This is a genomic window from Afipia sp. GW822-FHT04G07 (assembly GCF_058800765.1).
Map to the genome: position 1 here is coordinate 1,835,689 of NZ_JBXAMP010000001.1, position 14,782 is coordinate 1,850,470.

14 protein-coding genes and 1 tRNA gene are annotated in these 14,782 nt (G+C 61.6%); 5 read left to right on the top strand and 10 right to left on the bottom strand.

What is annotated here, in order from left to right:
* Window positions 1-116 precede the first annotated feature (116 nt).
* Window positions 117-317 carry a cold-shock protein gene (locus AC1RKJ_RS08975; RefSeq protein WP_235098904.1) on the top strand — a complete coding sequence of 67 codons (201 nt, stop codon included), beginning with the start codon at window positions 117-119 and terminating at the stop codon, window positions 315-317.
* 92 nt (window positions 318-409) lie between these two features.
* Here AC1RKJ_RS08975 and htpX read toward each other — a convergent pair whose 3' ends face one another.
* On the bottom strand, window positions 410-1,339 hold the full coding sequence (gene htpX, locus AC1RKJ_RS08980) for a zinc metalloprotease HtpX (RefSeq protein ID WP_492790722.1): 930 nt from the start codon (window positions 1,337-1,339) through the stop codon (window positions 410-412).
* Window positions 1,340-1,594: 255 nt separating this feature from the next.
* Here htpX and AC1RKJ_RS08985 point away from each other — a divergent pair, with 255 nt between their 5' ends.
* Window positions 1,595-2,827: a multidrug effflux MFS transporter gene (locus tag AC1RKJ_RS08985; RefSeq protein ID WP_492790723.1), complete on the top strand. Its 1,233-nt coding sequence runs from the start codon at window positions 1,595-1,597 to the stop codon at window positions 2,825-2,827.
* Between the two features lie 407 nt (window positions 2,828-3,234).
* Here AC1RKJ_RS08985 and AC1RKJ_RS08990 read toward each other — a convergent pair whose 3' ends face one another.
* From AC1RKJ_RS08990 to AC1RKJ_RS09020, 7 genes are all read right to left on the bottom strand, one after another.
* Window positions 3,235-4,104 (bottom strand): hypothetical protein, encoded by an 870-nt coding sequence (locus tag AC1RKJ_RS08990; protein ID WP_492790724.1) that lies wholly within the window; start codon window positions 4,102-4,104, stop codon window positions 3,235-3,237.
* Window positions 4,105-4,249: 145 nt separating this feature from the next.
* Window positions 4,250-5,878 carry an NADP-dependent glyceraldehyde-3-phosphate dehydrogenase gene (locus tag AC1RKJ_RS08995; RefSeq protein ID WP_492790725.1) on the bottom strand — a complete coding sequence of 543 codons (1,629 nt, stop codon included), beginning with the start codon at window positions 5,876-5,878 and terminating at the stop codon, window positions 4,250-4,252.
* A gap of 269 nt (window positions 5,879-6,147) precedes the next feature.
* Complete coding sequence (locus AC1RKJ_RS09000) at window positions 6,148-7,473, bottom strand: ABC transporter substrate-binding protein (RefSeq protein ID WP_492790726.1); 1,326 nt, start codon at window positions 7,471-7,473, stop codon at window positions 6,148-6,150.
* Window positions 7,474-7,700: 227 nt separating this feature from the next.
* Window positions 7,701-8,369, bottom strand: a complete 669-nt coding sequence (locus tag AC1RKJ_RS09005) for a hypothetical protein (RefSeq protein ID WP_492790727.1) — start codon at window positions 8,367-8,369, stop codon at window positions 7,701-7,703.
* Window positions 8,370-8,449: 80 nt separating this feature from the next.
* Window positions 8,450-8,752 carry a hypothetical protein gene (locus AC1RKJ_RS09010; RefSeq protein ID WP_492790728.1) on the bottom strand — a complete coding sequence of 101 codons (303 nt, stop codon included), beginning with the start codon at window positions 8,750-8,752 and terminating at the stop codon, window positions 8,450-8,452.
* Window positions 8,753-8,858: 106 nt separating this feature from the next.
* Window positions 8,859-8,933 (bottom strand) — tRNA-Glu (locus AC1RKJ_RS09015).
* Window positions 8,934-9,079: 146 nt separating this feature from the next.
* On the bottom strand, window positions 9,080-9,427 hold the full coding sequence (locus AC1RKJ_RS09020; protein WP_492790729.1) for a hypothetical protein: 348 nt from the start codon (window positions 9,425-9,427) through the stop codon (window positions 9,080-9,082).
* Between AC1RKJ_RS09020 and AC1RKJ_RS09025 the strand changes: the two genes are divergently transcribed.
* The 3 genes from AC1RKJ_RS09025 (at window position 9,321) to AC1RKJ_RS09035 (ending at window position 12,758) form a co-directional block, all read left to right on the top strand.
* The gene (locus AC1RKJ_RS09025) at window positions 9,321-10,469 is read left to right on the top strand and encodes an RluA family pseudouridine synthase (protein ID WP_492790730.1); all 1,149 of its coding nucleotides are present in this window, start codon (window positions 9,321-9,323) and stop codon (window positions 10,467-10,469) included. The two genes, AC1RKJ_RS09020 and AC1RKJ_RS09025, sit on opposite strands and share 107 nt — an antisense overlap.
* A 217-nt stretch (window positions 10,470-10,686) precedes the next feature.
* Window positions 10,687-11,586: an RNA polymerase sigma factor RpoH gene (rpoH, locus tag AC1RKJ_RS09030; RefSeq protein WP_492790731.1), complete on the top strand. Its 900-nt coding sequence runs from the start codon at window positions 10,687-10,689 to the stop codon at window positions 11,584-11,586.
* Between the two features lie 212 nt (window positions 11,587-11,798).
* Window positions 11,799-12,758, top strand: coding sequence for a Bug family tripartite tricarboxylate transporter substrate binding protein (locus AC1RKJ_RS09035; protein ID WP_492790732.1), 960 nt, complete (start codon window positions 11,799-11,801; stop codon window positions 12,756-12,758).
* A gap of 323 nt (window positions 12,759-13,081) precedes the next feature.
* On the opposite strand, the gene AC1RKJ_RS09040 is transcribed toward AC1RKJ_RS09035, so the two are convergent.
* Both AC1RKJ_RS09040 and AC1RKJ_RS09045 read right to left on the bottom strand, forming a co-directional pair.
* Window positions 13,082-14,056 (bottom strand): Bug family tripartite tricarboxylate transporter substrate binding protein, encoded by a 975-nt coding sequence (locus AC1RKJ_RS09040; protein ID WP_492790733.1) that lies wholly within the window; start codon window positions 14,054-14,056, stop codon window positions 13,082-13,084.
* Window positions 14,057-14,271: 215 nt separating this feature from the next.
* The gene (locus AC1RKJ_RS09045; RefSeq protein ID WP_492790734.1) at window positions 14,272-14,748 is read right to left on the bottom strand and encodes a hypothetical protein; all 477 of its coding nucleotides are present in this window, start codon (window positions 14,746-14,748) and stop codon (window positions 14,272-14,274) included.
* Between the last annotated feature and the right edge of the window lie 34 nt (window positions 14,749-14,782).

Here is a 14,782-nt window from a genome sequence, read left to right on the forward strand (position 1 = left end):
CGTCCGCCATTTTCACTATCAAGAAACGCGCTTCCCGCGTATTCTGCACGCCGTTGGACACGCCACCCGCGGGGTTCGACACTTTGTTATCGGTCTTACCCTCTGGAGACGACGGAATGGCTAAAGGTACTGTGAAGTGGTTCAACCCCACCAAGGGCTACGGCTTTATTCAGCCCAGCAATGGCGGCAAGGACGTGTTCGTTCATATCTCGGCAGTTGAGAAGGCGGGACTTTCTTCGCTCAATGAAGGACAGTCGGTCGAGTACGAAGAAGTCGCAAACCGCGGCAAGACCTCCGCGGAAAATCTCAAGGTTTGATAGGGAGGTCCGGTTCAGAACGCTGGATCGGACCTTTGCTTATTCTGCGATGCGCGCGCCGGGTACAGAACCCGGCTCATGACTCGGCTCTCTTAGCCCCACGGGCCGCGCTGTCCACCCCAGGGACCGCGCGCTCCACGCGCAGGGCCCGCTGGCGCGGCAGCCGCTCCGCCCCGAGCGCCAATCTCTCCTGCAAGACGCTGCAATTCCCGCACACGGTTCTCCGTTGAAGGGTGGGTCGAGAACAGATTGTCCATGCCCATGCCGGACAGCGGATTAATGATGAACATATGCGCCGTGGCGGGACTGCGCTCCGCATCCATGTTCGGGATCTGATGCGCCGCGTTATCGATCTTGACCAGAGCGGACGCGAGCCACATCGGCTGCCCGCAAATGCGCGCGCCCAGATCATCGGCTGAATATTCGCGCGTCCGGCTGATCGCCATCTGCACGATGGTCGCCGACAGCGGCGCAAGGATCATCATCGCCAGCGAGCCGACGATGCCCGGACCACCGTTGCCCCGGTTGCCGCCGAAGAACATGCCGAACTGCGCGATCATCGAGATCGCGCCCGCGATGGTCGCGGTGATGGTCATGATCAGGGTGTCGTGATTCTTGATATGCGCGAGTTCGTGCGCAATCACGCCGGCGAGTTCCTCGCGGCTCAGCGATTGCAGAAGTCCCGTCGTCGCCGCCACCGCGGCATGCTGGGGATCGCGCCCGGTCGCAAACGCGTTCGGCTGCGGATTGTCCATCAGGTAGACCTTCGGCATCGGCAGCTGTGCGCGGCCCGCAAGCTCGGCCACCAGCCGCACGAAATCCGGTGCGGTGCGCTCATCGACCTCCTGCGCGCCGTGCATCGACAGCACCATGCGATCGGAATTCCAGTAGGCGAACAGGTTCGTGCCGGCCGCGACGATCAGCGCAATCAACGCACCGCCCGCTCCGCCGATCAAGTAACCGACGCCCATGAACAGGGCCGTCAGACCGGCGAGCAGAACCGCCGTCTTGAAATAACTCATCCCCGCCTCCTGATGCGCGTTTGGTTCGTGACTATCATCCTTCCTAAATGGTGAGACTCACTGGCCTATTTCAAGATCGCCGCGCCTGCGGCGCCAAGCCGCGCTGGCGATGCCGCTCGCGCCGGAACCCGCCGCCCGTGCGCGTCCGCCCCGTTCATTGCGCGTCCGCGCATGGGAGGGCTGCCCGGACGGGGCCAGTATCCGTTTTGATATATGATGATCGTCATATAAAAAGCGTGCAAAGAGGATTTCCAAATGACGATCCAGAACATCGGCGACAGCGGCAGCGCGACCGCACTCCAGGCGCGATCATCCATGTCCGCGCGGATCATTGTCCTTGCGGCGCTTGCCGCCGTCGGATCGTTCGCGACGAACATCCTGCTGCCGTCCCTGCCCTCGATGGCGAAGGACCTGAACGTCTCGACCGCGGCGGTCTCGTCGACCATCAGCGTTTATCTTGCAGTGTTCGCCGTCGGCCAGTTGGTCGTCGGCCCGCTGTCCGACCGCTTCGGACGCTGGAAGCCCGTGATGTTCGGACTTGGCATCTTCGTGCTGGGCAGCGTGTGGTGCGAATTCTCCACCACCCTGCCGATGATGCTGGTCGGCCGGACCATTCAGGCGCTGGGCGCCTGCGCCGCGTCGGTGCTGTCGCGCGCCATTGCCCGCGATCTGTTGAGCGGCGAAGACCTGACCCGCGCGCTGGCCTTCATCATGGTCGCGATGTCAGCGGCTCCCGGTTTCTCGCCGCTGATCGGCGGGCTGCTCGATGCAACATCCGGATGGCGTTCTGAATTCTTCGTGGTCGGCCTGTTCGGCGCGATCGTCGCGGCGTCCTATTACAAATATGTCGGGGAAACCCACCGCGCCGACGGCAACGTGTCGATCCAGCCGGCGTCCATCGCGCGCGGCTACTGGGGATTGATCACCGACCTGCGCTTCATCGCGCCGGCCGGAACCATCGGGCTCTTTATGGGCGCGATCTTCGCGATGTTTTCGGTGTCGCCGCGCATCCTGATCGACGGACTGGGTTTCTCGCCGATCCAGGTCGGGTTGTTCTTCGCGACAACGGTATTCGCGGTCTTCGCCTCAGGAATGGCGGCGCCGCGCATCGCGGTCCGGCTCGGACATGCCCGCGCGACCATCATCGGGCTTGGCATCGCGGCGCTCGGCGGCATCGTGCTGCTGCTGGCGCACTGGGCCGATCATTCGATCTGGAGCTATTTCATCCCGGTCATGATCTTTCTGACCGGATTCGGGATGGTAAGCCCGCTGGTCACGGCGACGGCCCTGCAGCCGTTCGGCGACAGGGCGGGTCTCGCGTCGGCGCTGCTGGGGTTCCTTCAGATGGCGGGAGCCGCCATCGGCGTCGTGCTGACGGCTTCGATCGCGAGCGCGACACTTGCCATCGGTGTCGTACAGGCCGCGCTAACCATGCTGGGATTGATTTTGTATCTGGCCGGGCAGAGGCGCGCGGTTCCCGCGCGCTAGGCTCTCTTTAACAGGACGCGCCCCACCCCTTGGGGAACGGGATCATCGGCCACGCGCCGGACGTGGAACCGGAACAATCCGCTGGGTTGTCGCCGGGCTCGAGCACACCGCCGCAAAACGGGCAGTTATTGTCGTTCGCCGGACGCGGCTCCTGACCCACGACATCAGTGACGTCGTGAGCGAAAAAGTTAACCACACGGAGGCGCGGGCTCAGTCGATATGCAGGCATGCTCATTCCTCTTCATCAGAGGCTGCATCATGCCAGCGAGATCATGCTGGTCCGTTCAAGTGAACGCTCAAATTTTAGCATTCAAACCGCGTTAAACATCGCGGATTTCCGGCGCTTTTCGAGCAAACCGGGCGCCGGCCCGCTGAAGAAGCGCGTCGAAACAAAAGGCTCCGCGATGTCAGCGCGCGACGATCAGTCCGCGGCTGGTGACGACCACCCAGCGGCCGTCCTGTTTGCGGATCGCATCGACCCGTCCGACACCCGGCAGCGGATCGCCGGGAATCACGTCGAAGATTCCTGCACGACCGACCACCGTCGCCGTGCCATCGAACACTTCACGCAACGCCCAGCCTTCGACAACCGGAAGCCGGCTGGGCTGTGCTGCGGCGGGCTTGATCGAGCCGGTGGTTTCCGGCGCCGGAGTTGCCGCCGCCACCGGTGCGGGTGCGCGCAGCTTTTCTACAGCGTCGCTCAGCTTCGCCAGTTTCGCGGCAGGCTCGGCCTGAGCCTTTTCGACACGATCGATGCGTTCCGCGAGTTTCGCGGATTGCGCGGCGTTGCCCGTCTTGAGCGCGGCGATATCGGCGTTGATCTTCGCGATGGCGCTGTCGACCGTCCGCGCGTGTTCGGCGGCGGCGGTGGAAGCCGAGGCCGCGACAGCCGCCGTCTGATCATTCTTCAAGTAGTGTCCCGCGCCAACCGTCGCGAGCGAGCCGCCAATCGCGCCGACCGCAGCGGCGATGGCGACGATGGCCGCCATCGACAGGCGGCGGCTTGCGACAGGTTCGGACGCGGCGGCGTTGGCTGCCTGCTCATGCGTGGCTTCATCGCGGAAGGCATAGTCTTCCCACGAGGTGTGCGGCGTCAGGCGCTGCAGGGTGATTTCCTTGGACGGCTGCTTCGCGACCGCGGTGCGAGCGCCGTCTTCAGGTGCTTTCACTTCATGAACCACGTTGCCGGATTCAGGCACCACCGACGCTTCATCGTGATGGCCCGAAGCCTTGTCACCGGTGTCTTTGATCTCGCCGTCGGCGTTGTGGTCGGTCATGAGCGCGAACTCCGAATGGGTTTACTATTTGGTAACCACGAATTGGTTGAAAATTCGTTACCAGGACGGAGCGCCAATCCAACTGAGAGATCGCATCGATTGAACTCACGTCGGCTCGCGCAGCCGTCCGTGAGTTTTGTATCGACTACAAAATGAACCCAGTATTTATGAAGTTCGACTTGTGGTCGCGCACGATGTCGTCGAGCAGCCGCTTGGAGTCTTCGGTCTGCTTCGCCGCGATCATCGAGCGGATCGAGAACGAGCGCAGCGCATCGGTGACCGACAGCGTGCCCTCCGCCGAATCCTTCCGGCCGGTGAAAGGGAAAACGTCCGGCCCGCGCTGGCACTGGCAATTGATGTTCACCCGGCAGACCTGATTGACCAACGGGTCGACCAGCCGTCCGATGGTTTCCGGATCCTGACTGAAGATCGAGACCTGCTGGCCATGTTCTGACGTGATGACGTAGTCGAGCGCGGTGTCGACATCGTCGAACGCCATCACCGGCACGATCGGCCCGAACTGCTCTTCCCGATACAGCAACATGCCTTCCTTCACCGGGTAAACCACGGCCGGATAGAACAGCGTGCCCTCGCTGACGCCGCCGCCTTCGTTGATGACCTTGGCGCCCTTGTCTTTTGCATCCGCGACCAGCCGCGTCATGTGCTCGACCTTGCCGAGTTCGGGCAACGGCGTCAGCGTAACGCCCTTCTCCCATGGCATCCCCGCTTTCAGCTTGCCAAACTCCTCGGTGAACCGCGCCAGAAATTTATCAACGATCGAGCGATGCACGATCAGCATCTTGAGCGCCGTGCAGCGCTGGCCGTTGAAGGACAATGAGCCGAGCAGGCATTCCTTCACCGCGAGTTCGACGTCGGCGTCCGGCAGCACGATGGCGGCATTCTTGGCGTCGAGCCCGAGAATGGCGCGCAGCCGGTTGACCTTCGGATGCATCTTCTTGAGATGGTCGGCAACCCGGCTGGAGCCGATCAGCGTCAGCACATTAACCTTGCCGGATTCCAGCAGCATCGGCACCACCTCGGAGCCCTTGCCGTAGACCGTGTTGATGACGCCCTTCGGAAACGCGCTGCGGAACGCTTCGAGCAGCGGCTGAAACAGCAGCACGCCGAACTTCGGCGGCTTGAACACCATGGTGTTGCCCATGATGAGCGCCGGGATCAGCGTCGCGAAGGTTTCATTGAGCGGGTAGTTGTACGGCCCCATGCACAGCACCACGCCGAGCGGCGTGCGGCGGATTTGCCCGATGGTGCCTTCCACGACCGTGAAGCGGGAGTTGTCGTTGTCGAGGCGCTTCAGCGCTTCGATGGTCGCCTTGATGTATTCGACGGTGCGGTCGAATTCCTTCTGCGAGTCCGGCAGCGTCTTGCCGATCTCCCACATGATGAGATTTACGATCTGCTCGCGTCGCGCCACCATCTGCCGGGTGAAATCCTGCATGCAGTCGATGCGTTGCGCGACCGTCATGGTCGGCCATTCGCCGCGCCCGTTGTCGTAGGCCGCGACCGCGGCATCGAGCGCGATCTTCGCGTCCGGTATGCCGCCGACGGGATGGCTGCCAAGCTCCACCTGCTGCAGCGAGCCATCGGACTTGCGCACGCAGATCGCCGAACGCACCGTCTCCACCGGCCCGGTCCACTTCTCCAGCACGCCGTTCACCAGCGTGTCGCGCTGATGAATCGGCGGCGGCAAACCGCATTCCTTGAGCTGGCTCTCTTCTGGGAAAAGACTTTTCAACTGCTGCGACGTGAGCATCATGTCCTCATCGATTGCGCGTGTCCGCAGGGTCGTGCCCGGGGAAAATTGCGGACATGGACAGGGCGGAGGGACCGGCGGGAGTAACGGGCCAGTCCTTGTGGGGCCAGTCTAGTTTGACTGCCGATTGAGTCGAAATGATATTGTGCAGTCATATTTTTTATGACGTGCCGCGCAAATGGGCGTCATCGTGAGGAGCGCAAGCGATGCTCACGGAATTTTTCCCGCGCGCGGCAATTTGATCGCCGCGCGCGGGAACCGTCAGCTTCTCATCAAGCTCGGTAGATCCGCTTGAACTGCCGTTCCGCTCCGGCCATCGCGCCCTTGATGTCCTCACGGCCGGTGCAGTAGTTCGCGAACATATCGACCACGACGAAATCCGAGATGGCGGCCGCGGCGCTCTCGTTCAACGTGCCGATGCCCGCGGGCGTCGACGCCAGCTTGGCGACATCGCGATACGGCGTGTTCTTCGGATCGGCGGTCCAGATCGGATTCTTGTCGTAAGCCAGCAGGAAGTGCGACAGGTATCCGCCCGCTGCCTCGATCCACGGGTTGAATTGCGGTCCTTCCATCAGGAAGGCCGTGAACGCCTTGCAGGCCTGCGGATATTTGGTGAACTTGAAAATCAGGATCGGGAAGCCGAGATGCTGCTCCCGGAGCTGGCCGCTGATCCCGACCGGCAGATGCGCGTGATCCATGTCCGCTGCGATGGCGGGATTTTCCTTTTTCGCGGCGACATAAATCGAGATGCCATTGGTCGTGAGATGAAGCTGGTTGGCCAGAAACGCCTTGTTGTTGGAACTGTCGTTCCATGATGCCGTGCCGGGAATGAAATTCACGTACAGCGACTTGACGTATTCCAGCGCCTTCGCCGTCTCCGGCGAGTTGATGATGACCTTGTTGTTCTTGTCGACGGTGTAGGCGTTGTGCGCCCACAGCGACCATGCGAGCCATCCGTTGGCATCGCCCGTCGCGTGCCCGAGCGCCATGCCCGCAGGCGTGCCGTTCTTGTTCAGGCCCGCGATGAGATCGCGGAAGCCGCCAAGGTCCTTCGGGAATTCCTTGTGGCCGGCTTTCTGCATGGCGCCGATACGATAGTTCACAAGGCCGCCGCTCGCGGCCACCGGAATGCCGAGCCACTTGTTGCCGCGCTTGCCGTAAGCCTCGCCCGAAGCCGCCCAGCCGCCGTATTTCTTGCCGAGATATTCGGCGACGTCGGTGACGTCGGTGCACTTCTCGGGGAACAGATGCGGCAGCGAATACAGACCCCACACCATGTCGAGGCCCTGCCCGGTATTGGCGGCGACCGATGCTTTCGGCTGAATGTCGTCGAACGATTCATTGGAGATGTTGACCTTAACGCCGGTGGCCTTCTGGAAGGCGTCGACGATCTTCATGAAGGCGACGTCCTCGGCCTCCACAAAGCGTTTCCATCGCAGCATGTTGATGGTGGCGCCGGGCTCCGGCTTCCATTGGGCGGTCTGCGCCCAGGCCTTGGCGTAGCCGAGCATCTGGTCGGCCGACATGGTCGCAGCCGCAGCCAGCGTGGCGGCGCTTCCTTTGAGCAGAGATCGGCGATCCGGTGTGAAATCGGTCATAAGCGTCTCCTCCCTATGGATCGGCCGTTGATCGGCCAATCATTTTCAGATGATCGTTTGCGTGATTGAGCTTCCTTCTTGAATGGGCCTGACATGCCGTGCCCCAGCGCGGCGATGTAATCATCTGGCTGCGAGGCGATCAATGCACGCTGCGTGAGAGTGCAGAGCAATAATCGGGTTGATATTGTGAAGAGACACAAAAGCGCCCGTGTAACGATCTTTGGGCGTTATGATGCTCGACCGATAACTTTCTTCATTCTTAAATCCTGGAAAATTGCTGAGGCTGTTTGCGATGCGTTTGCTCCGTTGCCCACAAAGAGCTTGCCGCCGGCGCTAACCTGCCCCGATCCAACCCAAAGATTGCGAGCAGTAGTAACCTCGATCAGCCGCGCATTGAACGTCGTCTGCCGGCTATGCCTGATGATCGGTGTGGCCGTGCCCGTCATCGTCCCGGACGAATTTCCCGAGAGCGACGCGTTCGCAATGTTTCCACTTCGTGTAATCGTGCCGCTTGCGTCAGACGTCCCAGAGTACTGGCCCTGAAAAAAAGTACCGGCATATTCTTTCAACACGCCAGTGTCCCCGACGTTAACAATCAGAACAGCGTCGATTCCGCTCTCGTTGAGAATTTTTCGGATGTCCGCGTCGTTGTAAGTGCGGGTCGGCGGCAACAGCGAATAAGCGTCCTCGGATGAAACACCGTTTTTGCCGGCTTCCTCCGCGATACTGGTTTGCAGACTTGGTGCCAACGCGATGGGCGCAACCACATAAGTAACGATGCGCTGTACGGGTCGAGCGGGTAAATCGCGATCCGCATATCCCTGCATCGATGTGGTGATACAGCCAGACAAAATAAGCCCAGCCAGGCCGAGTAACGCAAGCCCACTCTTATTCATTACCGCCCCCAAGCAACGGGATTGTAGGTCGCGGAACCGTGGCGTCAAACGTTAAACGACGGTTTCGGGCGGTGGATGAGCTAGCTTACTTCAGAAAGAATCTCAGAAAAAGCTGCCTCAGCGAGAGCAATAAAAACCGCTATTCGGCCCGAGCTAAATCCGCCGGCTTGATAAGCATTGAGAACCAGCTTCAGCCGACGCTGCACCAATACATTTGCGCCGTCGGCTGCGAACGACGCAGTGCCCTCGCAGTAAGCGCGATGACGGCCGATCGTGGCATTTCGACCAACCAATCTAAAGTGGTGGAGTTTGGAGAAAGCCTGATTGGTGAAGCCGAGCGCTTCGAGCTTGTCGAGTAATTCGATCGTCTCGCTCGGGTCCATTTTTGTGCCAGATCAGTTCGCGAGAGCTGAAAAATAGCTGTTGGAGAATAGTGTAAAGACGCGATAGCGCTTCAATTCAGAATAGCATGCAAGTCTTTGAAATCACTGGCGCTCCCTAGGGGAATCGAACCCCTGTTTCAGCCTTGAGAGGGCCGCGTCCTAACCGCTAGACGAAGGGAGCAAGCGCGGGGAAGGGAATAACCTCGAAACGGCGCACCTGCAAGGCTTGAGAGCCTGCGAAATCCAACTATGCGCTCGCTTCGCGGCGCGATCCGCCACCGACGCGCGAGCGAATGGAACGCCGGCCAGCGCGCGCGTCGCGAACGCTTAAGGCTCGTTGGCGAATTTGAGCCGCCCCACCGGCTTCAGGGTCTTGGCGTCAAAGGTGCGGATTTCGGTCGCGCCGCCGATCTCGACGGTCACCGCGAGCCGGTCGCCCAAGGCCGCCGTGGAGACAATCCGCGCGCCTTTCGGCAGGGTGGCCGTCACATCGGTCACCTGAACGCTTCCCTCTGCGCGGAAAAGGCGGTAGCCGATGGCCACCAGCAAGGCTCCCACGCCAATCGCCGTGGTCAGGCCTGCGATCAACATCATCCTGCGCACCCGCGCGATCAGCGCGGCCTGCTCGGGTGTCGGATCGGGCACAACAGTTTCAGGCGTAACAGTTTCAGACATGCAAGACTCTTCCGATCAGGACGAAAACGAACGCGACGAGACTTCCGGTCTCCACACCGTCACGGTCGAGGGCGATGAAGGATCGCAACGGCTGGACCGCGTGCTGGCCGTGCGCAGTCCCGGCCTGTCGCGTTCGCGCCTGAAGGCGTTGATCCTCGCGGGCCAGGTCAGCATTGGCCAAGACAACCCTCGCCCGGTTCACGACCCCGCTTATCATGTCAAAGCGGGCGATACGATCACAATCGACGTGCCGCCGGCCATCGCGGCCGAGCCCGAAGGCGAGGACATTCCGCTCAATATCGTGTTCGAGGACGACGACATCATCGTCATCGACAAGCCGAAGAACCTCGTGGTGCATCCGGCGGCGGGGCATGAGACCGGCACGCTGGTCAACGCGCTGATCGCTCACTGCGGCGCAAGCCTTTCCGGCATCGGCGGCGTGCGCCGCCCCGGCATCGTTCACCGGCTCGACAAGGACACCACCGGCCTGATGGTGGTCGCCAAGAACGACCGCGCCCATCAGTCGCTTTCGGCGCAGTTCGCCGACCACGGCCGCACCGGCGAAATGCGCCGCGGCTATATGGCGTTCGCGTGGGGCGCGCCGAACCGCAAAAGCGGCACCATCAACGAGCCGATCGACCGCCACCCCCACGCCCGCGAGAAAATGGCGGTCCGGCAAGGCGGCCGCGAAGCCATCACCCACTGGGAAACGGTCGAGACGTTTCTCGGCCGCGATACCAAGCCGGTGGCCTCCCTGCTGGCCTGCCAGCTCGAGACGGGACGCACCCATCAGATCCGCGTCCATCTCGCTCATCTCGGCCATCCCCTGATGGGCGACGATGTTTACGGCGCCGGTTTCAAGACCAAGGCCCGTCAGCTCGGCCCGAAAAGCCAGGCCGCCCTGACTGCCCTTGGCAGACAGGCCCTCCATGCATATTTGCTGGTGTTAGAGCACCCTTCGAGCGGAGAAATTCTCCACTGGGAATCGGCCCTGCCGGAGGATTTAGTTCTGCTTGAGGCGGCCTTGCGTAGCACAGACTAAAGATGGTGCGCTAAAAAGACGCATGGTTACAGACATTTAACCCGGGTCACGCCTTCGTGACCACGTTTTGTTCTTCCCTCCCCCTCGGGTTTTGGAGTATGTTGCACCTGCGCTGGGATCGTCCCCGCGCGGAACATTGCAGCGCTGCCGGCTTTGACACAGCGGCTTGCCTGCCTCGCCCGCCGCTATCGGGGGCGTGAAAACTGGAGGGCGCAACATGGCCCGTGCAGCTACACTTCCGGTTCTCAACGGAGAATCCGGCCTTTCTCACTACCTGACCGAAATCCGCAAGTTCCCCATGCTGGAGCCGCAGCAGGAGTACATGCTGGCCAAGCGCTGGCGCGAGCATGACGACCGCGACGCGGCGCATCAGCTGGTGACAAGCCATCTGCGGCTCGTGGCCAAGATCGCCATGGGTTATCGCGGCTACGGCCTGCCGATTTCGGAAGTCGTCTCTGAAGGCAACGTCGGCCTGATGCAGGCGGTGAAACGTTTCGAGCCCGAAAAGGGCTTCCGCCTGGCCACCTACGCGATGTGGTGGATCAAGGCGTCGATCCAGGAATACATCCTGCGTTCGTGGTCGCTCGTGAAAATGGGCACCACCGCGAACCAGAAGAAGCTGTTCTTCAACCTGCGCAAGGCGAAGAGCAAGATCTCCGCACTTGAAGAGGGCGATCTTCGCCCCGAACAGGTGAAGCAGATCGCGACGAGCCTCGGCGTCACCGAGCAGGACGTTGTCGACATGAACCGCCGTCTCGGCGGCGATGCGTCGCTCAACGCACCGATCCGTGACGACGGCGAACCCGGCGAATGGCAGGACTGGCTGGTCGATACCTCGCCCAACCAGGAAGCCATCATGGCGGAGCACGAGGAGTTCGATCACCGCCGCAGCGCGCTGAACGGCGCGATGGGCGTGCTCAACGACCGCGAGCGCCGCATTTTCGAGGCACGGCGTCTGGCCGAAGAGCCGATGACGCTGGAAGACCTCGCCGCCGAATTCGGCGTGTCGCGCGAGCGCGTGCGGCAGATCGAGGTCCGCGCGTTCGAGAAGGTGCAGGCGGCGGTGAAGACCACCATCGCCCGCGCCGAACACGCGGCGATGGAAGCGGCGTACTAACGCATGATCCCCAAAAGTGGGAACCGGTTTTCGGATCGGATCATGCGTCGGTAAAGACGTCCCGCGCATCACGAATTAAAAAGCCGACCTTCGGGCCGGCTTTTTTGTTGCCGAAAGCGACCCGCATTTGTCCCCTCTGCGGAATAATTCTTGCAATGCCCCCGGCAGGCCGGTGCAGAATGCACGGCGCAAAGATGCAACGAGGGCAACCCATGCGAACGACCCTGCAACGGCTGACGATTTTCGCGTGCCTGCTCATATCCGCATCAGCCGCCGCACAGACATGGCCGTCGAAACTGATCAAGGCCACCATCCCCTTCGGCGCAGGGAGCGCGACGGACGTGGTGCCGCGCATGTTGTTCGATCGTCTCACCACCGAACTGGGGCAGCCGATCGTCGTTGAAAACCGCGCCGGCGCCGGAGGCACGGTCGGAACCGCCTCTGTCGTCCGCTCGGATCCGGACGGCTATGCGATCCTGGCGCATTCCTCCGCGATCACCATCGCCCCGGCGATTTTCACGGATCTCACCTACGACGCCACCAGGGACCTGTCGTCGGTGCTGATGATCGGCTACAGCGCGAACGTCATGATCACGTCGCCGTCGAAGCCGTGGAAGACGGCGCAGGAATTCATCGAGGCCGCGAAGAAGGCAGACGCGTCCATCAATTTCGGTTCGGTCGGCATCGGCAGCGCAACTCACATCAGCGCCGAAAAATTCCGCCTCGCCGCCGGACTCAATGCGACCCACATTCCCTACCGCGGCGGCGCGGAGGCGATCACCGACATTCTCGGCGGCCGCATCGATTTCTATTTCTGCCCGCTGGCGACGGCGCTGCCGCTGATCCAGAGCGGCCAGGTGCGCGCGCTGCTTGTTTCGACACCGAAGCGCGTCGCCGATCTGCCCGACGTGCCTTCGCCGCCGGACATCGGCCTCAAGGACGCCGACAGCGCGATCTGGTTCGGCGTGTTCGTGCCGTCGAAAACGCCGAAGGAGGTCGTCGACAAGCTCCATGCAACGGGCACCAGGGTGCTGGCGACGCCTGACATGCAGGCCGGCCTCAAGAAACTCGGCGTCGAACCATGGCCGATGACGCCCGCCGAGATGGACGCGCTGGTCGCGCGCGAAACCATTGCGAGCGCAGCGCTCGTCAAGGCGGCGGGGATCAAGTGATCCGGCGAAGAACCTGCGGGCTTTTCGCACGCGACGCTCAGTTAGGACGTCCGCGAATGACGACGCATCCCCCACAATGTCGTCCGCGAAAGCGGGGACCGGTCTTCAAGACTGCGGCTTCATGGCTTGAGCAAAGAATGGATCCCCGCTTTCGCGGGATGACCGGAGAATGACGCAATATTTGCGTTAAGCGCGTCCGTCATTGCGAGGAGCGTAGCGACGAAGCAATCCAGTTCTTGCTTTTCAAGCTGGATTGCTTCGCTGCGCTCGCAATGACGTCGAGCGCCTCAGGTTCTCGATGTGAAGCGGCTCGGCCTCGAAACCTAATCCACCCTCGCCCCGGCGAACTTCACCACCTTCTCCCACTTGTCGGTTTCGGAGACGATGATCTTGCCGAAGTCTTCCGGCGTGCCGACCAGCGTGACGCCGCCCATTTCCGCGATCTTCTTCTTCATCTCGGGCTCCGCAAGGACCGCGTTGATCTCCTTGTTGAGCTTGGCGATGATGTCCTTCGGCGTCTTGGCGGGCGCTCCCATACCGAACCACGCGCTGGCCTCGTAGCCCTTCACGGTGTCGCCCACGGTGGGAACGTCGGGCAATTCAGCCGAACGCGAGGTCGTCGTCACCGCAAGCGCGCGCAGCGTTCCCGCCCTGATGTGCGAGATCGCCGAAGGCATGTTGTCGAACATCACCTGCACGCGGCCCGAGAGCATGTCCGTGATCGCGGGCGCGGAGCCGCGATAGGGAATGTGCTGCATCTCGACGCCGGTCATGGCCTTGAACAATTCGCCGGACAGATGAATCGATGTGCCGTTGCCGCTTGAGGCCATGTTGACCTTGCCGGGATTGGCCTTCGCATAGGCAATGAATTCGGCCACCGTCTTCGCAGGGAAATCCGGCGGTACGATCATGACGTTCGGCACCCGCGCAAGGCCCGCGACCGGCGCGATGTCGCGGATGAAATTGAAACTCAGTTTCGCATAGAGCGACGCGTTGATCCCGTTGGCGGGATTGACGAGCAGGACCGTGTAGCCATCCGGATCGGCGTTCACCACCGCTTCGGTGCCGACATTGTTGCCCGCACCCGGCTTGTTCTCGATGACGAACTGCTGTCCCAGACGTTCGGACAGCCGTTGGCCAACCAGGCGAGCGAGAATATCCGTCGCGCCGCCGGGCGGATAACCAACCACCCAGCGCACAGGGCGCGTGGGGTAATCCTGCGCCGCAGCGCCGACAATCGATAAACATGCAGCAAAGCTCATCGCGATCAAACCGATCGCGGCGCGTCGTGACGTCATCTCGTTACCTCCCGGCTGCCGCGACTTGGCGCGCGGTCAGCATGTGTTGATGGACAACACCGGAAACGTAACAAACAAAATCCTGAGGTCACAAGTGCACAATCGGCGCAGCCATTGTGTGGCGACGCACAAGAATGCGCAGCCATAGCGTTTTCAAGCGAAGTGGGCACCGGTTCGCGTGAAGAAAACGCGTCAAAGCATAACGCCGGAAGGCTCTAGAGATAATCCCTGAAATAGTCGGACATGGTGTCGTCGTTGTCGAGCACGCCGAAATAAGCGGGCTCGTCCATCAGCAGCGCGCTGGCTTGCGTCTTGTAATCCGGCGAGACGTCGGCGACGCCGGGGATCGGCTGGCGAAGAATCTCGAGATAGGATTTGTAGTTGTCGCGCGTGCCGCTGAAAATACAATTGCACACGCCCGGATCGGCGTAGACGTAACGCGGCACGCCGCCCGCTTTGGTGTGAATCACGAAGCGATGCGGCGGCAGCGCCTTCAGCGCGCGCTGGCTCGCGGGATCGTTGGCCAGGCGAATGCTGAATCCCGCCGAACGCAGATCAAATCCGTTCTTCTCAAGGAACGGCTTGCTCGGCACGACATATTCCGCGGCCAGCGGCCCCAAGACTGCTGTAAAAGCCAGTATGGCAAAAGCCAGCAGCGCAAAGGCCGTTCGGGAGAAGGTTTTCGGGAACATCGCCGGTCACTTTCCACATGAAAAATCTGTCATG